Origin of the sequence: Pseudomonas sp. ZY71 (assembly GCF_036542145.1) — a bacterium.
Lineage (GTDB): Bacteria > Pseudomonadota > Gammaproteobacteria > Pseudomonadales > Pseudomonadaceae > Aquipseudomonas > Aquipseudomonas koreensis_A.
Window position 1 is genome coordinate 6,192,370 of the sequence record NZ_CP144274.1, and the last position, 19,560, is coordinate 6,211,929.

Annotated in this window: 19 protein-coding genes and 3 pseudogenes; 10 read left to right on the forward strand and 12 right to left on the reverse strand. The window is 54.8% G+C overall.

Features of this window, described 5'->3' with window-relative positions; translation table 11 throughout:
* Positions 1–71 precede the first annotated feature (71 nt).
* The gene (locus tag VY732_RS27515; RefSeq protein ID WP_331692825.1) at positions 72–809 is read right to left on the reverse strand and encodes a substrate-binding periplasmic protein; all 738 of its coding nucleotides are present in this window, start codon (positions 807–809) and stop codon (positions 72–74) included.
* Between the two features lie 255 nt (positions 810–1,064).
* Between VY732_RS27515 and VY732_RS27520 the strand changes: the two genes are divergently transcribed.
* Positions 1,065–1,517 (forward strand): GNAT family N-acetyltransferase, encoded by a 453-nt coding sequence (locus VY732_RS27520; RefSeq protein WP_034153611.1) that lies wholly within the window; start codon positions 1,065–1,067, stop codon positions 1,515–1,517.
* A gap of 315 nt (positions 1,518–1,832) precedes the next feature.
* On the opposite strand, the gene VY732_RS27525 is transcribed toward VY732_RS27520, so the two are convergent.
* From VY732_RS27525 to VY732_RS27535, 3 genes are read right to left on the reverse strand one after another with little or no spacing between them, the layout of a single operon-like run.
* Positions 1,833–2,129 (reverse strand): winged helix-turn-helix domain-containing protein, encoded by a 297-nt coding sequence (locus VY732_RS27525; RefSeq protein ID WP_007913779.1) that lies wholly within the window; start codon positions 2,127–2,129, stop codon positions 1,833–1,835.
* A gap of 24 nt (positions 2,130–2,153) precedes the next feature.
* Complete coding sequence (locus tag VY732_RS27530; RefSeq protein ID WP_034153713.1) at positions 2,154–2,648, reverse strand: M48 metallopeptidase family protein; 495 nt, start codon at positions 2,646–2,648, stop codon at positions 2,154–2,156.
* 44 nt (positions 2,649–2,692) lie between these two features.
* Positions 2,693–4,816: a putative bifunctional diguanylate cyclase/phosphodiesterase gene (locus VY732_RS27535; protein WP_331692830.1), complete on the reverse strand. Its 2,124-nt coding sequence runs from the start codon at positions 4,814–4,816 to the stop codon at positions 2,693–2,695.
* Between the two features lie 321 nt (positions 4,817–5,137).
* Here VY732_RS27535 and VY732_RS27540 point away from each other — a divergent pair, with 321 nt between their 5' ends.
* Positions 5,138–5,806, forward strand: a complete 669-nt coding sequence (locus VY732_RS27540; protein WP_093429873.1) for a polysaccharide lyase family 7 protein — start codon at positions 5,138–5,140, stop codon at positions 5,804–5,806.
* Positions 5,807–5,908: 102 nt separating this feature from the next.
* Here VY732_RS27540 and VY732_RS27545 read toward each other — a convergent pair whose 3' ends face one another.
* Entirely contained in the window at positions 5,909–6,310 is a 402-nt protein-coding gene (locus tag VY732_RS27545; RefSeq protein WP_331692833.1) for a hypothetical protein, read from the reverse strand.
* A gap of 559 nt (positions 6,311–6,869) precedes the next feature.
* Between VY732_RS27545 and VY732_RS27550 the strand changes: the two genes are divergently transcribed.
* The 4 genes and pseudogenes from VY732_RS27550 (at position 6,870) to VY732_RS27565 (ending at position 8,651) form a co-directional block, all read left to right on the forward strand.
* Positions 6,870–7,232, forward strand: coding sequence for a DUF6124 family protein (locus VY732_RS27550; RefSeq protein ID WP_034153614.1), 363 nt, complete (start codon positions 6,870–6,872; stop codon positions 7,230–7,232).
* 221 nt (positions 7,233–7,453) lie between these two features.
* A pseudogene (locus VY732_RS27555) lies at positions 7,454–7,705 on the forward strand (helix-turn-helix domain-containing protein).
* A gap of 127 nt (positions 7,706–7,832) precedes the next feature.
* Positions 7,833–7,989: pseudogene (locus VY732_RS27560) on the forward strand (IS4 family transposase); the annotation flags it as partial.
* 200 nt (positions 7,990–8,189) lie between these two features.
* Complete coding sequence (locus VY732_RS27565) at positions 8,190–8,651, forward strand: hypothetical protein (RefSeq protein WP_331692834.1); 462 nt, start codon at positions 8,190–8,192, stop codon at positions 8,649–8,651.
* 133 nt (positions 8,652–8,784) lie between these two features.
* Here VY732_RS27565 and VY732_RS27570 read toward each other — a convergent pair.
* Positions 8,785–9,474: pseudogene (locus VY732_RS27570) on the reverse strand (transposase).
* A gap of 473 nt (positions 9,475–9,947) precedes the next feature.
* On the opposite strand from VY732_RS27570, the gene VY732_RS27575 reads away from it, so the two are divergent.
* The 3 genes from VY732_RS27575 (at position 9,948) to VY732_RS27585 (ending at position 11,242) form a co-directional block, all read left to right on the forward strand.
* A complete protein-coding gene (locus VY732_RS27575; protein ID WP_331692835.1) occupies positions 9,948–10,412 on the forward strand; it encodes a hypothetical protein in 465 nt (154 codons plus the stop codon).
* A gap of 23 nt (positions 10,413–10,435) precedes the next feature.
* A complete protein-coding gene (locus tag VY732_RS27580) occupies positions 10,436–10,696 on the forward strand; it encodes a hypothetical protein (RefSeq protein ID WP_331692836.1) in 261 nt (86 codons plus the stop codon).
* A gap of 297 nt (positions 10,697–10,993) precedes the next feature.
* Complete coding sequence (locus tag VY732_RS27585) at positions 10,994–11,242, forward strand: hypothetical protein (RefSeq protein WP_331692838.1); 249 nt, start codon at positions 10,994–10,996, stop codon at positions 11,240–11,242.
* Between the two features lie 711 nt (positions 11,243–11,953).
* On the opposite strand, the gene fba is transcribed toward VY732_RS27585, so the two are convergent.
* From fba to tkt, 6 genes are all read right to left on the reverse strand, one after another.
* Positions 11,954–13,018: a class II fructose-bisphosphate aldolase gene (gene fba / locus VY732_RS27590; protein WP_007913760.1), complete on the reverse strand. Its 1,065-nt coding sequence runs from the start codon at positions 13,016–13,018 to the stop codon at positions 11,954–11,956.
* 252 nt (positions 13,019–13,270) lie between these two features.
* Complete coding sequence (locus tag VY732_RS27595) at positions 13,271–13,603, reverse strand: MliC family protein (RefSeq protein ID WP_016987235.1); 333 nt, start codon at positions 13,601–13,603, stop codon at positions 13,271–13,273.
* A gap of 57 nt (positions 13,604–13,660) precedes the next feature.
* Positions 13,661–13,882 carry a hypothetical protein gene (locus tag VY732_RS27600; protein ID WP_007913756.1) on the reverse strand — a complete coding sequence of 74 codons (222 nt, stop codon included), beginning with the start codon at positions 13,880–13,882 and terminating at the stop codon, positions 13,661–13,663.
* 33 nt (positions 13,883–13,915) lie between these two features.
* Positions 13,916–15,079, reverse strand: coding sequence for a phosphoglycerate kinase (locus tag VY732_RS27605; RefSeq protein ID WP_331692843.1), 1,164 nt, complete (start codon positions 15,077–15,079; stop codon positions 13,916–13,918).
* Between the two features lie 12 nt (positions 15,080–15,091).
* On the reverse strand, positions 15,092–16,144 hold the full coding sequence (gene epd / locus VY732_RS27610; protein ID WP_331692846.1) for an erythrose-4-phosphate dehydrogenase: 1,053 nt from the start codon (positions 16,142–16,144) through the stop codon (positions 15,092–15,094).
* A gap of 152 nt (positions 16,145–16,296) precedes the next feature.
* Positions 16,297–18,294, reverse strand: a complete 1,998-nt coding sequence (gene tkt, locus VY732_RS27615; RefSeq protein WP_137217420.1) for a transketolase — start codon at positions 18,292–18,294, stop codon at positions 16,297–16,299.
* A gap of 270 nt (positions 18,295–18,564) precedes the next feature.
* Here tkt and VY732_RS27620 point away from each other — a divergent pair, with 270 nt between their 5' ends.
* Positions 18,565–19,560, forward strand: a complete 996-nt coding sequence (locus tag VY732_RS27620; protein WP_077574856.1) for an ArsR/SmtB family transcription factor — start codon at positions 18,565–18,567, stop codon at positions 19,558–19,560.

Sequence of the window (19,560 nt, forward strand, 5' to 3'; positions counted from 1 at the left end):
ACAGAACAAATGTGAGAGCGAGCTTGCTCGCGAAGAGGCCATCAGCCACACAGTAAATTGCGGATCAACGCTCACATCCCATGCTGCCTCAACAACTTGTCATAACTCCCATCCGCCTTCATCGCCGCAATCGCCTTATCAAACCCTGCAACAATCTGCTCATGCTGCGGATTCTTCAGGCTCACCAATATATGCAGGCTGTTCTCACTCAACGGCTTGGGCAAAAACTCCACCGAATTGCGCACCTTGGCGGATTCCCGCGCCAGGTAATACTTGGCCACATACTCATCTTCCAGCGTCAGCTTGACCCGATCCGCTGCGAGCATGCGCACGGCCATGGCGAAATTATGCACAGGGACTTTCTGCAACGCCGTGTCGGCATCGAACGGCGCCGAATAGGCGTAACCGCGCACCACAGCGATCGGATAGGTGTGCAGTTGCTGCAGATTTGAATACTCGAGTGGCGTGTCTTTGCGCTTGAGAAAGCGGATGCGGTTAAGCAGGTATTCACCGGAAAACTGGCCGAGCCTGGTCCGTTCGTCGTTGTACCAAGCGTTGACCAATACATCGTAGCGGCCCTCGCCAACGCCAAGCAGCGCCCGCGCCCAAGGCACCTGTTCGTAACCGCTGGCATAACCGGCCCGGGCCAGCGCAGTTGTGACGATGTCGGTGGCCAGTCCGCCGTTGACCAGCGTGTCGTCGGTAAAGGGTGGCCAGATATCAAACACCAGCCGCAGCTTGTCCGCTGCGGCGGTCGGGGCCAGCAAGAGCAATCCGGTCAAAGCAAAGGCTCGATGCAAACGCGGCATGCTTGAAAATCCTTAGCGGGCGAGTTGCCCAGCATGTTTTCAGTCAAAACCCCAAGGCCCCTTACCGGCAAAACCCAGGCCCTAACATTAGCTCATTGCAGCCAGTGCACAGGGCTCTCCTGCAGATTACACAAAGTCGCCGGGGCTGCGAGAAAGGAATGATGGCATTTTGACCTTTGTCACAGACTCTTACGCCATAAAGACATCTTTGCCGCAGGCGCTTAGTATCGGGCGACACGTTCAAGGAATCGGCACATGACAATCGAGTGGGTCTGCAAACATCACAGTGATCTGGGCAAGGAGCAGCTGTACGCGCTGTTGAAACTGCGCTCGGACGTGTTCGTGGTCGAACAGAAATGCGCCTATCCGGACCTCGACGGTCAGGATCTGGAAGGCGATACCTATCACCTGATGGGTTGGGAAGATGACCAGTTGATGGCGTACCTGCGCCTGCTGGATCCGGAATCCCAGGGCGGCGACGTGGTGATCGGCCGCGTGATTACCGCACCGCAAGGGCGCGGCAAAGGGCTGGGGCACGAAATGATGGAGCAGGCGTTGAAACAGGCGGAGAAGCATTGGCCACAAGTGCCGATCTATCTGTCAGCGCAGGCGCATTTGCAGGGGTATTACGGTCGGTACGGGTTTGTTGTGGCGGGTGAAGAATATCTGGAGGATGACATTCCGCACATTGGGATGCGTCGTGCCTGAACAGCCCTCACCCTAACCCTCTCCCACTGGGAGAGGGGACTGACCGAGTTGTCTTGCGTCAGACATCGACCTGAAAAACCGAGTCGATTATGGATTCAGAGGAATTCGCTCAAGTCGGCGAACTTCTCCAATATCCTCCAATCGGCTCCCTCTCCCTCGGGGAGAGGGGACTGACCGAGGTGTTCCGCACTATCCGCCGACCTGAAAAACCGAGTCGATTATGGATTCAGAGGAATTCGCTCAAGTCGGCGTACCTCTCCAATATCCCCCAATCGGCTCCCTCTCCCTCTGGGAGAGGGCTGGGGTGAGGGGCTTTCAGGGATACTCAAGCACAGCCTTGATCTGCCGCAAATTACGCTCGATCCACCCGCGATCAATCGCTCCCCACTCGCGAATCCGATAGCGTCCGGCATGGTTGCGCGCGCCCTCTTCCTGCTCGAATTCACAAACGATATCCAGATCCGCCAACGCCGCAATCGTGTCCTGCGCCGTGCGTCGGGGCATGCCGGTCACTTCGGTCAGCGTCGGCACACTCGGCGCCAGACCGCTGTCGATCAGGTACGCCACATACAAGCGGCGGTAGAAACTGCTTTTGGTCTTGCTGACGTCCATCCCCACCTTCCTGGTTGCGTACTGTTAAGCCTGCATATCCCGCCACGTCAGGTACACGCGCAGATCAAACTCGACCTGGTGATACCCCGGCAGCATGTGCTCGCACAATTTATAGAACGCCTTGTTGTGATCCGATTCCTTGAAGTGCGCCAGTTCATGCACGACGATCATTTTCAGAAAGTCCGGCGCGGCGTCCTTGAACAACGAGGCGATACGAATCTCTTTCTTGGCCTTGAGCTTGCCGCCCTGCACCCGTGACACCGTGGTGTGCAGACCGAGGGCGCGGTGGGTCAGATCGAGGCGGTTGTCGAACAGCACCTTGTCGATGGCCGGCGCGTTGCGCAGGTATTCCTGTTTCAGGTCCAGCGCGTAGCTGTACAAGGCCTTGTCGCTCTGCACGTCGTGGCGCCCCGAATAGCGTTGATTCAGGTATTCACCCAGACGCCCTTCGGCGATCAGTTGGCGCACCTGATCCTGTAATTGCGCGGGATAGGCCTGGAGGTACTTCAACACAGTCATGGACGAGCGACACGGTTCGAAAAAGGTGCGCCAGTGTAGCGAATTCAACCGGGCAGCGCGCTCCAGTCAAACGGTTCGGCAAAGCTTGCGGCGTCCTCAGCGATCAATGGACGGGCCACGAGGAAACCTTGCACGTATTCACAGCCGTGGGCTTGCAGCCATTGGTATTGCTCGATGGTTTCGACACCTTCGGCGATCACCAGCAAACCGTATTGTTTGCACAGACTGATGACCGTGCTGACCAGTGAGGCGTCCCGTTTGGAGTCCGGCAATCGGGCGATTAGATGGCGATCAATTTTCAGGGTATCAAGTTCCAGATCGCGCAGATGCGCCAGCGAACACGGCCCGGAACCGAAGTCATCCAGCGCCACGCGCACCCCAAGATTGCGCAGCAAACGCAACTGTTTGCGAGTCTCGTCGGGGTTTTGCATCAACGCTTCTTCAGTGACTTCGACCTCCAGTTGCCGAGGCTGCAAGGAATGTCGCTCCATGACTTGCCGCAACTCGGTGACCAGATTCGGCAGGCTGAACTGGGTGTTGCTCAAACTCACGCCGAGCACCAGATCTTCGGCAAACAAGGTTTCCCAGGCTTTGCGCTGACCGGCGCCGCGATGATAAATCCAGCTGCCGAGGCGGCTGATCAGCCGCGCCTCTTCCAGCAGCGGCAGGAACAATCCCGGCGGAACATCACCGACACTTGGATGTTGCCAGCGCAGCAAAGCCTCAAAACCACGAATCTGGCCAGTGTCGATGGCCACTTGCGGCTGATACACCAAGTTGAAATCGCGATTCTCGATGGCGGCACGCACACTCTCTTCGAGCATCAACCGCGAGCGCGCCCGGCCATTCATTTCATGATCATAAAAGCGATATTGCTGACGTCCGGCGCGTTTGGCCTCGTACATCGCGATATCGGAGGCACGCAGCAATCCGTCAAGGTTAGAGCCGCAGTCCGGGTAAGTGGCGATGCCGATGCTGGCACCCAGCGCGATGTCCAACCCTTCGATCTGCTGACAGATCGACACCCGCTCAATGAGCTTTTCGGCAATCTTCGCCGCTTGCTCGGGGAATTCCAGATCCAGCAATGCTGTGAACTCGTCCCCGCCCATCCGCGCGAGGATGTCGAACGGTCGCAGGCAGGCTTTTAACTGCTCGGAGACCCAGCGCAGTACACGATCGCCGGCATCGTGACCGAGTGAATCGTTGACCCGTTTGAAGCCATCAAGATCCAGATACAGCAACACCCAACTGCTATCGCTGCGCTCACCACGCAGCAGCAGATTTTCAACAGTCTGGTAAAACCCGCGACGGTTGAGCAAACCGGTCAGTGGATCAGTCACCGCTTGAAATTCGAGCTGCTGGTGCAAGTGGCGCACCACCGACATGTCCAGAACGGTCACCACCATCGCGTGTTGCTCGGCAGGCAACGCCGCACAGGACAGCGCCACCGGCACCTGCTGGCCGGGCGCAGTACGCAGCAAGGCGTCGTGCAGCCTTAGCGTCTCGCCACGTTTGTAGCCGGCATAAAACTCGGAATCGGCCCACAGCGGAATGTGCGGCTTCTGTAGAAAATCGAGAAACTCCTTACCTTCGAGCTCCTTCACCGGCGCATTCAGCAACCGCGAAATCGCCGGATTGGCAAAGCGGATCAAACCGTCCTCACCCACCACCAGAATGCCTTCGGCGGCGTTGTCCAGCACCGAGGCATTGAAGGCGCGCGCCACTTCCAGGTCATGACTCAGGCGCTGCAAGGCGCGGCGATTGCGCTGGTGTTCCAGCAACGCCTGCACCTTGGGCTTGAGGATCTGCGGGTCGAACGGTTTGAACAGGTAATCCACCGCGCCACTGGCATAGCCCTTGATCACGGCGTCCTGGGATTGCTCGTTGGCGGTCAGAAAGATGATCGGCGTCAGGCGCGTGCGTTGGCTGCCACGCATCAACCGCGCCACTTCAAAGCCGTCCATGCCCGGCATCTGCACGTCCAGCAGCACCAGATCGACGTCGTGGGAGAGCAGAATATTGAGCGCTTCGAATCCGGAGGCTGCGGTGAGGACGTGCCAATCCTGACGCTGCAGCAACGCGCGCATGCTGATCAGATTTTCAGGGTAATCATCAACGATCAAAAGGACAGAGCTGCCTTCACCTGGCGGGGGTTGCGCGCATTCCATGCTGCTTCTCTTGTCGGGACTTTCGGTCGGTTTCCGGTAAAAACCGCACACATACTGAGGCTTCACTCTAGTACTGGATCCAAGAAAGCAGAAGCTGTCATCAGGCCATCATTTAACCAAAGCGTGAATTTGCCGACTAACGGTCACCGCTGAAGCCCCCGGAAACCGGCAGAGATGGCATTTCGACAGGATGTTGACGTCAATCATCTGCCAAACGGGCATTAACAAAAAATCCCTCTACGCTTATAAAGGCCGCCCCAAAACGTGCGGGCTAGAGCTTCTGGCACGTGCGTGCAGTGAAACTTGAGTGGAAGAACCGACATGATCGATCTCGCAACCTGGAACCTCAGCGTTCCCGTTGGCAGCCCGCCATACACCGTCGAAACCTCCAAACTGGTGAACGGCTTCAAAGATCAGTACTTCCATTCCGACACCGGCACCTTGTTCTTCTGGTCACCGGTTACCGGGTCGAAAACCGAAAACGCCATTTATCCGCGCACTGAACTGCGCGAGACCTACAGCAACGGCACGCTGCGCAATTGGTATTACCCGGACGCCGACAATTCGTTGCGCGCGACCGTCACGGTGAACAAAGTCCCTAGCTCCGGCAAGATCGTCATTGGCCAGATTCACGCCTACGAAAGCCAGAAGCCGATGGTCAAACTTGAATATCAGTACAAGACCAAAACTGAAACCGGCAACCTGGTGATCAAGGTGCGCATGCACCCGGACGAGGATGAGAGCCGGGTTATCACCCTGGCGACCGGGATCAAACTAGATCGAGAATTCAACTACCTTATCCACCTCAGCCCCGGCGGTGCATTGGGCGTGAGCGCGGCGGGTTATCAGTGGGATTCACAGATCAGCGCGACGTGGCGCAACAAGCCGCTGTATTTCAAGGCTGGGGTTTATGTGCAGGACAACACCGGGTACACGAGTGAGGGAGGCCAGGTGACGTTCAGTAAGCTGGATATTGATCATGACAAATAACAGAACACCGACCTGAGCATCAGTTATCGATGATCTAAAACCAAAATCGGCAGACTTTTTAAAGTCTGCCGAATGATACTGATAGCGCATCAAAGATGAAGATCAGCGACTTTTAAAATCAAACATCGCAATCAAAGAAAATGCTTTTTCTTCAGCACAATAGATCACACCCTTAGGATAATCTCCGCCTCGCTCCAAACAAACAAAGCCCTTGGCACTCCTTGAATTATCAATCCCGTCCAACTCCAGATGTACGTGGGCAGCTGCGCCGGGGTCACCCAAATTGTGCGGTTCGTTAAGCGGAAGGTTTTTGCGGAAGGAGGAACCAATATAGAACTCATTCCTGCCTACATACTGAAAAAATTTGAAATTAAAATATTCTCCACTGTGTTCCAAAAACTCTCTACCACGAATTGAGACGGTAAAGCTTTCGCCCTCGGGAATCGCCAGAAACATTTGAACGTCGCCAACACCAACACTGGTAACTCTTTTGTCCTTTTGCATTTTTTCCATCCTGAAAGATAACTGAGCGCCCACGGTAGATCGCCAATGAACTTTCCACACCTGTAAGATCTGACAGGTTTTTATACCTAAAAAATATATCCAGTGTCTTTTTAGGAGCTTAATAAACAAACCTGATCATTTATCCAGCCAAAAACTGGATACTTGGTTGAACGCTCTCGAATTCGGATTACACCCAGGCAGACGCTTTATTTAAACGACCCGTTTAATTTCCTCGGCCGTTACTTCCGGACGCCTACAACAGCTTGCGTCGTTGCCTACCACTACGCCAGAATCCGCCGGCTTGTGCACCTGGCGGGCCATCGGTAACTTGATTCGCGTCACTGATTTCCAGTGATCGGGTTTAGTAGCCCGTGGTGTTTTTCAGTTATGTGCAAAGCGCATCCGTCGGTCATTGCTGTCCGACTTGATGGTGGCTGTGTGCAGGGCGCTTCGGCGCGCCGGTCAATGCTGAATACTCCCCGGTCTACTAACCTGCGCACAGCTGCCACCCTTCTTTTAGTAGAGAAGACGAAGCGGCTCCATCAGGAGTTTTCAGCTAATGATTAAATCAACGCCACACCCGCCAGAAACAGATCCCGCATCCCCCTACGAATCCCTCGATTCCAAAAAACTCAACGACGCTGCCGAGCGCGCCCTCGACCATTACCTCAAACCGTCCGCCTTCATCATGGCCAGCACGCATAAACCCGAGCCCATGTACCTCGCCAACCCGAAGTACAACACCGAATCCCTGCTGGCCAACGCCAGCGAAACCCTCGGTTCAGCCAGCGAAATGCTCAACAACTTCGCAGCCATGCTCGACACCTCACACCGCAAGACTGCCCTGGGCATTGCGCAAGTGGTCATGCTCGGTGAACTGGCGGTGAATCAGGCACTGGATCACGTGGAACTGAAGGAATAGTCACTGATAAAGGACTTTTTCGTCGAAAAATCTTCCAAACTTCCTTTACAGGTGCCATTCAGCTAGCTGTGCTCTGTGAAGTGCACTCTGGAGAAGGCCGCGCAAGCAGCTTGAAAAAGGGTCTGGGAGATTGAGTAGACGCATACGCGTGCGAGCGGACTCATAACGATCAAATGTAGGGTTTACGCCACATTTAACTTTGAAAGTTACAGAGACAGTACATGGATCACGTTCTATTAATGAGCCGCCTCGCCGCGCAATTACACATAAAACGTAGGGAGCGCGGACTAACGTAAGCGCAAATCGCCGACCTCGCGAGAGTGACGCGATACAAAGTCATCGCGATAGAGAAAGGCGCCCTTTCCGTGGGCATGAACGCCTATGCACGTGTTATTGCCGCTCTGGATTGCGAACTCACCGTCGTTCCGTTAGCGATGTCCACGCTTGAAGAGCTAGCGGAAATATTTGTCTGATAACGCCACAAGAAATCCGCCTCACGGCGGATTTCTTTTAAAGCATTTCAACACTCAGGCTTAGTTAACCATGGTGTTCAACTCACCATTGATGATTTATTTAATAAATCTGTCCCCTTTATGCCCAAGCAATAGTCTTAAACGCCGACGGGTGTTGTCGCTGTGGCGACTGGGCTTGGAATACTGGCGCAGTGGACGCGGCTCAAACTCTCGAAAAAACCTCGGAGAGACTTGAGCGCGCCTTGCGAGCCGAGGTACATCAACAGGCGCAGTTGTTGGAGTAGATTGTGGGTATCCCTCAGGAACGGTCCCCTTCAAACGATTGTAGAGAAAACTGATTTCTGATTGTTTGATGATCTAAACGCTGTGATTTATAGATTTATTTCGTATTAAAAACTGTAATTTCTAACAGGTGCGCTATCTTTTTTCGAAGTGTAGGTTATGGAAGTGCACATGGTTATGTGTTTTGATAGGAGAATAGCTAATGCCGACTTATACTGAAATACTTCCTGCAACATCCTTCCCTCCTCCCCCTTCTACTAATTCGCCAACACTGGCGATGCCAACTATTTATTCACCAGCGGTCACATCTGGCGCACGATTGATAAAAATTCCGCCAATCTTACAGGCAATTGGTACAGCGATACCGAACCCCAATTATTACGCACTTGGATGTTATCTGTTCAATTCTACAAGGATTAATGACACATTGGATTTTTTACTCGTAAATAAAACTACGTTATCGACAAGCGTCGTTCACACTCGGAAGCTGGATAAGCCACTGTTGCAAGCGTGTATTGATAGTTACGGTGGTATATATTGGTTTGAGCTTTGGATTTCGAATCTGGCGGCGACGCCCGGCAAATATGAATTGAACTTTATTCACTCTAATGCGGCAGGGAAAGTAGTGGGAGTTTCAAGTCCCAGAGCTTATCAGGTTACATGATACTGGCACGATGTAAAAATGGGATAGATATTTAGCTATCCCTTTTGTGCTATTTAAAAGTAGCAAAATGAAAAAATGAACAAACGAGACAGATTTATTAAATTATCCCCTTTGCTTTTAGTAGGTACCTTTATTATTTCTCGGGACGTCCTCTAGGTCGTTGTGAAACCCGAATCCCAGTGATGTTTTCAATTTCGTTCGTGAAACGTGGACTCCCAGTCAATTGCCCGCGTTGAAGTGCTTGTCTTATCAGTTGCAGTTACGAAGCTGGAGTCGCTTGCCCCATGAATTCGCTGTAGCGAGCCAGGCGGTCGGAATGGGTCAAGCCCAGTCCTTCGAATCCTGGGCTTTTATCTATCCAAATATGCTCTGCATTCTCATTTTGTCTTAAGGGGTAGCTGGACCAGGGGTAATCTTGCGCGCGATCAACCATCTGCGCACGTACCGGGTTCAGTTCGATGTATCGGCTACAGGCCAGCAAGTAGGTGTCTGTTTCGACGACGCGGGATTTGTATCGACTTTCCCACAGGGTAACCGAGCGTTCTTCGAGCTTTTTGCGATAACGCGTCATACGGCCAGCCAGACCTTTCATCAACTTCTCTAGTCCGGATGTGTCTTTTCCTGGGGCGAGGAGCAGGTGGACGTGATCAGTCATTAAGCAGAAGGCTTAGACCTTTACACCAAACACATGCTTGAGTTATTTCAAGTCGCTGACGTAACACCGGAAGTCTTCTGGGGCGGCGAATACCACCTGCTTGTTGTGGCCACGCTGGACGATAGGGTACGGGTAGTTTGGTAATAAAATGCGTGCCATTCTTGGCATATAGTTCCCTACGTCCTTGTAACGGAGCAAGTGTAGCAGCGAGAGAAAGGAACGGATTTAAATAAATCTGTCCCCTTGCAAATATTATCCCACTGGTCCTCCCCACTGTTCTATCTCTATCAAATGAATGTACCCGTTTTCAGATATGCCGTCTCTACTCAGACCTTCGCAACAATCGAGCCCAACGTCACACTCGCTTATCGCCGCTCAAGAGTAACTCAAAACTGTTCTACTGCCACCTGATAGAAATGACAGGTAATCTAGAAGATTTTGCAATATAAGACATCGGCGCATGTGTATTTTAATCATAACGCTTGATTAACCTTTCTTAACTTAAAAGGAACAGTTTTTACCGCAATGCATCCTGATCGATATAACAGCGCCTTTTAGGGGTTCAATTTTGTTCTTAAATAAAACCAATCGAAATCAGAAAAAAATTATTAATAAGAAAATAGACTAAAAACCTGTCATTTATGACAGTAGACCAATTATCGCGCGGGCTTAAGAATGAGGTCTCCATACAGCCGCAATTGGTGAATCAAATGGGATTTCTCTCTAAAGGCGTTAATTTCGCAAATCGTATCGAGCAGGTATTAAAAGTACCTGAGCCCGCTCCCTTTGAACTGGAACTTGAACTTGAACTTGGAATGCCGCTTGCTGCCTATCCGGCGAGTGGGGGGGAGAGAGTTGTAGGGGAACTTGCTGAGTTCGACCATCTCAACGAACAGCTTATATTAAGGGATCGGTATAACTCTCAGCTAATCCGGGTGGCACCAGCGGACCATACTTTTTTCATAGTCTTGGACCCCCTTCATAATAACGACACTAACATCCCATCCACAAACTTCTCTGAGCCCGAACTTCGCGACGCCATAGAGTTAAAAGACTTTGTATACGCCAATATTCCACCAGCCATGCGACCATACGTAACCATTTAACAGACGTCAAAGAGGCAAGTAAAATGATAATCGGAACCACTGAAATACAAGTCACTCTGCTTAAAGAAGGGGAATACGCCACCGTCCTTGACAAGGACAAAGCGATCAAGAAATTAGTTCTAGGAATTGATAAAGAGGAGAAAGCTTATATCCTGGCCGAGGAAAAAAAACCAAACCAACCGAAGGCGTATCCATTTGGTGAGGTGGTTTTTGGTGTAGCAATTAAATTCCGTGACAACCCTTTCGGTGCACCTCCACAGACATTACCACTCTTGATTCCTTGACCTATAGGAGAAACAACAAGGGCAGCACAAATCAAATCCACCAATGTGGCTGCCCTCTTTCCCATCAACCCCATTAAAACCATCAATCCATAATATCAATAAGGAACCCAAAATTGGCCTTACTTATGAATATCCAGTTCCGACATGTAAGCCCCGCCAAAGAAGAGCAGCCGGCTTTACCGCCTGAACGAAGCAGGCTGTGGTTCAGAATCTGATAAACCACAAAGTCTCCTGTGGCGCGTAAAAGACTTCCACAATCATCCATTGAATACTTTCTTGAAATATTTGAGGTGCCCTATGCCCAGCCCAATCTATAAAGCTCACCGTGCCCCCAGAATCACGCTCCTCGACGGGAACAACACCGATGTAACTGCACGAGGTGTGGTTGGTATAGACTATGACAACCAAAATTCCATTGAATACACAACCTTTGGACTCACAAAATTTTTTGATGGTTATACCGTTGAAGAAACAAATCCAAAATTCATCACGGGCACCATTGTTGATATAACAGTCGAGAACACTACCCCCCAGGCTCTACTGTAAATCAATCTCTTACTATTTTACCTAACAAGAATGGGCAATTCAGATTTCAGTTATGGGCGCCTATGCGCTTCGGGCTCGGCCCGGGCCTTCTAGAATTCAGCTTTGTCGCCACAACTCCAGGCGGCCCAACTTATGTGTCCTTTATCACATACATGAAAGCTATCGCGCCGTAAACGTCACACAGTGAGCGACTGTTCACAGCATAACCCTGACAACAAAGGAGTTTGATCATGAGCAATCTTTCCCAATCATTTTAACCGCAGCGTGACCAGCATTCTCTAGCATCACTTCTACGTCGCTTAAAGGGAAACCCGTAAAAAATATGCTCGTCGCGCCCGCACCTCGTATCAAATCGGAGATCGACTTTCCTGATCAACTCTTCCGATTCAAGTTCGATTTTTATTTGCATGCAAACACTCGAATACTGGACACTCTGGAATGTATATCGTCAGTTGATAGGAGGACCAGCCAGTACAGCGCCTATACACACTTTGACGCTTGATTGGACTTTCTTTTCCAATCCATCGATTATCCGCACTGGCCACGCCCAGATAATTGTTAGTTTTATTGCCGCAGCCAAAGGCAAATACGAACTTGGTTTTTTCTGAATTACTTAATTGCAGAGCCACGTAAAGATGCGTTTACCTAAAAATCGATTAAAAAAAACCGCCTCTCGGCGGTTTTTTTATCATCGCAATTTAACGCTCAGGCTCAGTTAACCTTGGCGTTCAACTCACCCTTCAGATAACGCTGGTACATCGCTTCCAGCGAGATCGGTTTGATCTTCGAAGCATTACCGGCAGTGCCGAACGCTTCATAACGAGCGATACACACATCACGCATCGCGGTCACGGTGGCGCCGAAGAATTTACGCGGGTCGAATTCGCTCGGGTTGGTGGCCATCAGGCGACGCATGGCGCCGGTGGAGGCCAGGCGCAGGTCGGTGTCGATGTTGACTTTGCGTACGCCGTATTTGATGCCTTCGACGATTTCTTCAACCGGTACGCCGTAGGTTTCTTTGATGTCGCCACCGTACTGGTTGATGATCGCCAGCCACTCTTGTGGCACCGACGAGGAACCGTGCATCACCAGGTGGGTGTTCGGGATGCGCTTGTGGATTTCCTTGATGCGGTCGATCGCCAGTACGTCACCGGTTGGTGGCTTGGTGAACTTGTAGGCGCCGTGGCTGGTGCCGATGGCGATGGCCAGGGCATCGACCTGGGTGCGTTTGACGAAGTCAGCGGCTTCTTCCGGGTCGGTCAGCATTTGGCTGTGATCCAGAACGCCTTCGGCGCCGATGCCGTCTTCTTCACCGGCCATGCCGGTTTCCAGCGAACCCAGGCAGCCCAGCTCGCCTTCTACCGAAACGCCGCAGGCGTGCGCCATGGCTACAGTTTGTTGGGTAACACGGACGTTGTAGTCGTAGTCGGTCGGGGTCTTGCCGTCTTCGCCCAGCGAGCCGTCCATCATCACCGAGCTGAAGCCCAGTTGAATCGAGCGCTGGCAGACGTCAGGGCTGGTGCCGTGGTCCTGGTGCATGCACACCGGGATGTGCGGGAATTCTTCGATCGCGGCGAGGATCAAGTGACGCAGGAAAGGCGCGCCGGCGTATTTACGGGCGCCGGCCGAAGCCTGAACGATCACCGGGGAGTCAGTCTTGTCAGCGGCTTCCATGATGGCGCGCATCTGCTCAAGGTTGTTGACGTTGAAGGCTGGAACGCCGTAGCCGAATTCGGCTGCGTGGTCCAACATCTGGCGCATGCTGATAAGTGCCATTGTGTGTGTCTCTCCCGGTTGAGGGTCGTTAATCGTGCCAGCCTGCCGGAGCGGCGGCGGCTATTCAAGTGATTGCAGATCGGGGGTTGAGGCCCGGTCTGGTGATTCGATAAAGCAAAATCCTGAGAACTGCACAGAACCCCTGTAGGAGTGAGCCTGCTCGCGATAGCCATCTTGCAGTCAATATTGCAGTGACTGTCATACCGCTATCGCGAGCAGGCTCACTCCTACATTGGGCCTGTGGTGTTTCAATTACTGCGCCTTGCAGCCGCGGCCGATCAGGTCATTGGTGGCGACCCAGTAAACCAGGCCTTCCTCTCCCTTGACGTGAAACGCCAGCATGCCGTCGCTGTACAGCGTGCCCGAGGCGCCCGGCTCTTCTTTCAGGCGATAGACCTGATCACCGCCACCCAGTCGAACGTCGACTTCTTTCTGGCCGGCATCGGCGTAACGCCACAGCACTTTGGCCTGGCTGTCGCAGGTCCAGGTCGTCCAGTTATCCGCCGGAGCAGACGACTGAAACAGGTTCAACTGCGCGCAACCGCCCAACAATGCCAACGCCGCAATGGCGATCAAGCCTTTCATCCGTGTTCCTCGACTGACGGCGCACGCCGCCAGCCCTGAGTTAAAGAGTCAGACCCGTCAAGGACAACCATGTTCCTTGGCCGGGGTTTGCGTCTCGTATTTGTCCAGGCCGTCCGGCCCCGAGCGCTTGTTCAGCACCGGGTTTGTTTCGGCCTGCCAGTCGGCCTGATAGCAGCCCTTCTGCGACTCGCTCGGTGCCGGCGTGGCTTCGGCCTTCGGGTTACTCCCGCAGGCCGCCAGCGTACCGGTCAGCAACAACAGCGCTAACGACTTGACCATGAAAACACTCCTTGCCTGGCCAAACGGGCGGCCTCAGGCCTTGGCCCGGCTTTCCAGGACTTCAACAGCTGGCAGCACTTTGCCTTCGACGAATTCGAGGAACGCGCCACCACCGGTGGAAATGTAGGAGATTTGCTCAGCCACGCCATATTTATCGATCGCAGCCAGAGTGTCGCCACCGCCAGCGATGGAGAATGCCGAGCTTTCAGCAATGGCCTGAGCCAGCACTTTGGTGCCGTTGCCGAACTGGTCGAATTCGAACACGCCGACCGGGCCGTTCCACAGAATGGTTTGCGACGATTTCAGCAGTTCGGCGAAGTTGGCCGCGGTTTGCGGGCCGATGTCCAGAATCATGTCGTCCGCCGCGACGTCAGCGATCAGCTTGACGGTGGCTTCTGCGGTTTCAGCGAATTCCTTGGCAACCACTACGTCAACCGGCAGTGGCACGCTGACTTTGGCAGCGATGGCACGCGCGGTGTCGAGCAGATCCGGTTCGTACAGCGACTTGCCAACCGGGTGACCGGCCGCCGCGAGGAAGGTGTTGGCGATGCCGCCGCCGACGATCAGTTGATCGCAGATCTGGCTCAGGCTGTTCAGCACGTCGAGTTTGGTCGAGACCTTGGAGCCGGCAACGATAGCCGCCATTGGTTGTGCCGGAGCACCGAGGGCTTTGCCCAGTGCGTCCAGTTCAGCGGCCAACAGTGGGCCAGCAGCGGCGACTTTGGCGAACTTGGCCACGCCATGGGTCGAACCTTCGGCGCGGTGAGCGGTGCCGAAAGCGTCCATCACGAACACGTCGCACAGGGCGGCGTATTGCTGGGCCAGGTCGTCGGCGTTCTTTTTCTCGCCCTTGTTGAAGCGCACGTTTTCGAACAGCACGATGTCGCCAGCCTTGACGTCAACGCCACCGAGGTAATCAGCCACCAGCGGCACTTCGCGGCCCAGCGCTTTGCTCAGGTAGTCAGCGACCGGCTTGAGGCTGTTCTCGGCGGAGAACTCGCCTTCGGTCGGACGGCCAAGGTGCGAGCAGACCATCACGGCCGCGCCTTTTTCCAGGGCCAGCTTGATGGTCGGCAGCGAAGCCAGGATACGCGCGTCGCTGGTGACAACACCGTCCTTGACTGGGACGTTGAGGTCTTCGCGGATCAATACGCGCTTACCTTGCAGATCGAGGTCGGACATCTTCAACACGGTCATGGGTCGCACTTCCTACGGTTTTTTTGAAGTTGCTGTTTGCAGATAGTGTTCTGCAACGTCCAGCATTCGGTTGGCAAAACCCCATTCGTTGTCGAACCAGGCCAGGATGTTCACCAGCTTAGGGCCGGAAACACGGGTCTGACTGGCATCGACGATGGCCGAATGTGGGTCATGGTTGAAATCACAGCTGGCGTGCGGCAACTCGGTATAGGCCAGCAGGCCTTTGAGCGGGCCATTGGTGGCGGCTTCGCGCAGGATCCGGTTGACCTCATTGGCGTCGGTCGCCGTGGCGGTCTGCATCGTGATGTCGAGGCAGGACACGTTGACCGTCGGCACGCGTACGGCTTTGGCCTGAATTCGCCCGGCAAGTTCCGGCAGCAGGCGCTCGATGCCACGCGCCAGACCAGTGGACACCGGGATCACCGACTGGAACGCCGATCGGGTGCGGCGCAGGTCTTCGTGGTGATAGGCGTCGATCACTGGCTGGTCGTTCATCGCCGAGTGAATCGTGGTGATCGACACGTAATCGAGGCCGATCGCCTTGTCGAGCAGACGCAACAGCGGCACGCCGCAGTTGGTGGTGCAGGAGGCGTTGGACACCAGCAGTTCGTCGCCGGTCAGGCAATCCTGATTGACGCCATAGACGATGGTGGCGTCGACATCTGCCTCGCTGGCCATCGGCTGCGAGAACAACACGCGTGGCGCGCCAGCGTCGAGAAAGCGCTGGCCGTCGGCACGGGTGTTATAGGCACCTGAGCATTCCAGCACCAGATCGACGCCGAGTGACGCCCAATCGATGTCTTCGGGGGTGGCACTGCGCAGGACCTTCACGCAGTCGCCATTAATATGCAGACAATCGCCGTCTACTCGCACTTCGCCCGGAAAACGGCCGTGGGTGGAGTCGAAGCGTGTCAGGTATTCGATGCTGGCCATGTCCGCCAGATCGTTGATCGCGACAATTTCAAACCCGGCTTCTTCGCCTCGCTCAAACAACGCACGCAAGACGCAACGACCAATCCGGCCGTAGCCGTTGAGTGCAACTTTGTAGGGACGCGGTTGAGGCATGGGGTTCTCGATTACCGTGGTGAATCAGAAAGCTCTTTATTGTCTGAACCGACGCTATCGCGAGCAGGCTCACTCCTACACGGGCAACGTAAAACCCTGTAGGAGTGAGCCTGCTCGCGAAGGCGTCAGCCCGGACAACACAACTGTCGGACTTAGTCTTCCAGCAGTTCTTCCGCCTGACCCAGGATGTTTTCCAGGGTGAAGCCGAACTCTTCGAACAGTGCCGAAGCCGGAGCCGATTCGCCGTAAGTGGTCATGCCGATCACACGACCTTCCAGACCCACGTACTTGAACCAGAAGTCAGCGTGAGCCGCTTCGATGGCGATACGCGCGCTGACCTGCAACGGCAGCACGGCTTGCTTGTAGCCGGCGTCCTGAGCGTCGAACACGCTGGTGCACGGCATGGAAACCACACGCACCTTGCGGCCTTGCTCGGTCAGTTTGTCGTAAGCCTGAACCGCCAGACCCACTTCCGAACCGGTCGAAATCAGGATCAGCTCAGGCTCGCCTGCGCAGTCCTTCAACACGTAACCGCCACGGCTGATGTCGGCAATCTGGCCGGCATCGCGTTCCTGATGCTGCAGGTTCTGACGCGAGAAGATCAGCGCCGATGGGCCGTCCTTGCGCTCCAGAGCGTTTTTCCAGGCCACGGCAGATTCAACGGCATCGGCTGGACGCCAGGTGTCGAGGTTCGGTGTGGTACGCAGGCTGGTCAATTGCTCGATCGGCTGGTGCGTCGGGCCGTCTTCGCCCAGACCGATGGAGTCGTGGGTGTAGACGTGGATGACTTGCTTCTTCATCAGCGCCGACATGCGTACGGCGTTGCGCGCATATTCCATGAACATCAGGAAGGTCGCGCCGTAAGGCACCAGGCCGCCGTGCAGGGTCACGCCGTTCATGATCGCGGTCATGCCGAATTCGCGCACGCCGTAATACATGTAGTTGCCGCTGGCATCTTCAGCGCTGACGCCTTTGCAACCTTTCCACAGGGTCAGGTTGGAACCGGCCAGGTCAGCGGAGCCGCCAAGCAGTTCCGGCAGCAGCGGGCCGAATGCGTTCAGGGTGTTCTGGCTGGCTTTACGGCTGGCAATGGTTTCGCCTTTGGCCGCAACTTCAGCGATGTAAGCAGAAGCTTTTTCCGAGAAGTCAGCTGGCAGCTCACCGCTCAGACGACGCACCAGTTCGTTGGCTTCGGTCGGGAACGCAGCGGAGTAGGCAGCGAAACGCTGATCCCACTCGGCTTCGGCCGCGCGACCTTTTTCCTTGGCATCCCACTCGGCATAGATGTCAGCCGGGATTTCGAACGGGCCGTGGTTCCAGTTCAGCGCCTGACGGGTCAGCGCGATTTCCGCGTCGCCCAGTGGAGCGCCGTGGCAGTCTTCTTTGCCCTGCTTGTTCGGCGAGCCGAAACCGATGGTGGTCTTGCAGCAGATCAGGGTCGGCAGCGGGCTCTTGCGCGCAGTCTCGATGGCAGTCTTGATCTCTTCCGGATCATGACCGTCAACGTTGCGGATCACTTGCCAGTTGTAGGCTTCGAAACGCTTCGGCGTGTCATCGGTGAACCAGCCTTCGACTTCGCCGTCGATGGAGATGCCGTTGTCATCGTAGAAAGCGATCAGCTTGCCCAGACCCAGCGTACCGGCCAAGGAAGCAACTTCGTGGGAAATGCCTTCCATCATGCAGCCATCGCCCAGGAACACGTAGGTGTGGTGGTCGACGATATTGTGGCTCGGACGGTTGAACTGCGCCGCCAGGACTTTTTCAGCCAAGGCGAAACCGACGGCGTTGGCCAGACCCTGACCCAGTGGGCCGGTGGTGGTTTCAACGCCCGGGGTGTAACCGAATTCCGGGTGACCTGGAGTGCGGCTGTGCAGTTGACGGAACTGCTTGAGGTCTTCGATCGACAGGTCGTAACCGGTCAGGTGCAGCAGCGAGTAGATCAACATCGAGCCATGGCCGTTGGACAGCACGAAGCGGTCACGGTCGGCGAACGATGGATTGCTCGGGTTGTGCTTGAGGTAGTCGCGCCAAAGCACTTCGGCAATATCTGCCATACCCATTGGGGCACCGGGATGGCCGCTGTTGGCTTTTTGCACGGCATCCATGCTGAGGGCACGAATGGCGTTGGCACGCTCACGACGGCTAGGCATCGCTGATCTCCTGGGTTCTGGTAAGTCGAAACGGAAAAAAGGAGGGCATTTTCCCTCACCGGAGCGCCTCGGGGCAATGACAGATAGTCATCGAGGGGCGTTTTTCCAATGGATAGCGGCGCTTTCTGTTGGTGAAACCTTTCCGCTACTCGTTTGTAGAGTTAACCGGTGAGTGAGAAGTGCAATAAAAAGCGCCATTGATCGAGCAATATCAAAACTTTTTGATATTGGCCTTGCGATGAATTCCCCCCATCACTAGACTGCGGCCCTATGAATTTACGCGTGCCTTCCATTCGCCATGACGATTGCGACGAGCTGGCGGCCCTGTGCAAGGCCGGCGGCGATCCGTTGCGGCTGAATGTCTTGCGCGCGCTGGCCAACGATTCGTTCGGTGTTCTCGAGCTGGCGCAGATTTTCGGCATCGGTCAGTCCGGCATGAGTCATCACCTCAAGGTACTGGCACAAGCCGACCTGGTGGCGACGCGCCGCGAAGGCAACGCGATTTTCTATCGCCGCGCCCTGCCCCACACCGAACTGCTCGGCGGCAAGTTGCACGCGGCATTGTTAGAAGAAGTCGACAATCTGGATCTGCCTGACGACGTGCAAGCGCGCATCGAGCAGGTTCACGGCCAACGTGCCGCGGCCAGTCAGGACTTTTTCGCCCGGGTCGCGGAGAAATTTCGCGCCCAGCAAGACTTGATCGCAGGCCTGCCGCAGTACCGTGACAGCGTGCTGGCCCTGCTCGACAAACTGAACTTCGATGGTGCTGCCACGGCCATTGAAGTCGGCCCCGGCGATGGTGCTTTTCTGCCGGAACTGGCCCGTCGCTTCGGCACCGTAACCGCGCTGGACAACAGCCCGGCGATGCTCGAACTGGCGCGTCAGGTATGCGAACGTGAACAGCTGGCTAACGTCAGCCTGCAATTGGCCGATGCATTGAATGGCACCAGCCTCAAGGCCGATTGCGTGGTGTTGAACATGGTGTTGCACCATTTCGCCGCGCCGGCCGATGCGCTCAAGCACATGGCCGACCTGCTGCAACCGGGCGGTAGCCTGCTCGTGACAGAGTTATGTAGCCACAACCAGAGTTGGGCCAGGGAGGCCTGCGGTGATCTGTGGTTGGGGTTTGAACAGGACGATTTGGCCCGTTGGGCCACCGCTGCGGGACTCGTTCCCGGGGAAAGCCTCTATGTAGGCTTACGTAATGGTTTCCAGATCCAGGTTCGCCATTTTCAGCGACCGACTGGCGACACTCACCATCGGTAA

Excerpts from the sequence above, each read along its gene's own strand:
- VY732_RS27515 (WP_331692825.1), bottom strand. The coding sequence starts at position 809 with ATGCCGCGTTTGCATCGAGCCTTTGCTTTGACCGGATTGCTCTTGCTG.
- VY732_RS27520 (WP_034153611.1), top strand. The coding sequence starts at position 1,065 with ATGACAATCGAGTGGGTCTGCAAACATCACAGTGATCTGGGCAAGGAG.
- VY732_RS27525 (WP_007913779.1), bottom strand. The coding sequence starts at position 2,129 with ATGGACGTCAGCAAGACCAAAAGCAGTTTCTACCGCCGCTTGTATGTG.
- VY732_RS27530 (WP_034153713.1), bottom strand. The coding sequence starts at position 2,648 with ATGACTGTGTTGAAGTACCTCCAGGCCTATCCCGCGCAATTACAGGAT.
- VY732_RS27535 (WP_331692830.1), bottom strand. The coding sequence starts at position 4,816 with ATGGAATGCGCGCAACCCCCGCCAGGTGAAGGCAGCTCTGTCCTTTTG.
- VY732_RS27540 (WP_093429873.1), top strand. The coding sequence starts at position 5,138 with ATGATCGATCTCGCAACCTGGAACCTCAGCGTTCCCGTTGGCAGCCCG.
- VY732_RS27545 (WP_331692833.1), bottom strand. The coding sequence starts at position 6,310 with ATGCAAAAGGACAAAAGAGTTACCAGTGTTGGTGTTGGCGACGTTCAA.
- VY732_RS27550 (WP_034153614.1), top strand. The coding sequence starts at position 6,870 with ATGATTAAATCAACGCCACACCCGCCAGAAACAGATCCCGCATCCCCC.
- VY732_RS27565 (WP_331692834.1), top strand. The coding sequence starts at position 8,190 with ATGCCGACTTATACTGAAATACTTCCTGCAACATCCTTCCCTCCTCCC.
- VY732_RS27575 (WP_331692835.1), top strand. The coding sequence starts at position 9,948 with ATGACAGTAGACCAATTATCGCGCGGGCTTAAGAATGAGGTCTCCATA.
- VY732_RS27580 (WP_331692836.1), top strand. The coding sequence starts at position 10,436 with ATGATAATCGGAACCACTGAAATACAAGTCACTCTGCTTAAAGAAGGG.
- VY732_RS27585 (WP_331692838.1), top strand. The coding sequence starts at position 10,994 with ATGCCCAGCCCAATCTATAAAGCTCACCGTGCCCCCAGAATCACGCTC.
- fba (WP_007913760.1), bottom strand. The coding sequence starts at position 13,018 with ATGGCACTTATCAGCATGCGCCAGATGTTGGACCACGCAGCCGAATTC.
- VY732_RS27595 (WP_016987235.1), bottom strand. The coding sequence starts at position 13,603 with ATGAAAGGCTTGATCGCCATTGCGGCGTTGGCATTGTTGGGCGGTTGC.
- VY732_RS27600 (WP_007913756.1), bottom strand. The coding sequence starts at position 13,882 with ATGGTCAAGTCGTTAGCGCTGTTGTTGCTGACCGGTACGCTGGCGGCC.
- VY732_RS27605 (WP_331692843.1), bottom strand. The coding sequence starts at position 15,079 with ATGACCGTGTTGAAGATGTCCGACCTCGATCTGCAAGGTAAGCGCGTA.
- epd (WP_331692846.1), bottom strand. The coding sequence starts at position 16,144 with ATGCCTCAACCGCGTCCCTACAAAGTTGCACTCAACGGCTACGGCCGG.
- tkt (WP_137217420.1), bottom strand. The coding sequence starts at position 18,294 with ATGCCTAGCCGTCGTGAGCGTGCCAACGCCATTCGTGCCCTCAGCATG.
- VY732_RS27620 (WP_077574856.1), top strand. The coding sequence starts at position 18,565 with ATGAATTTACGCGTGCCTTCCATTCGCCATGACGATTGCGACGAGCTG.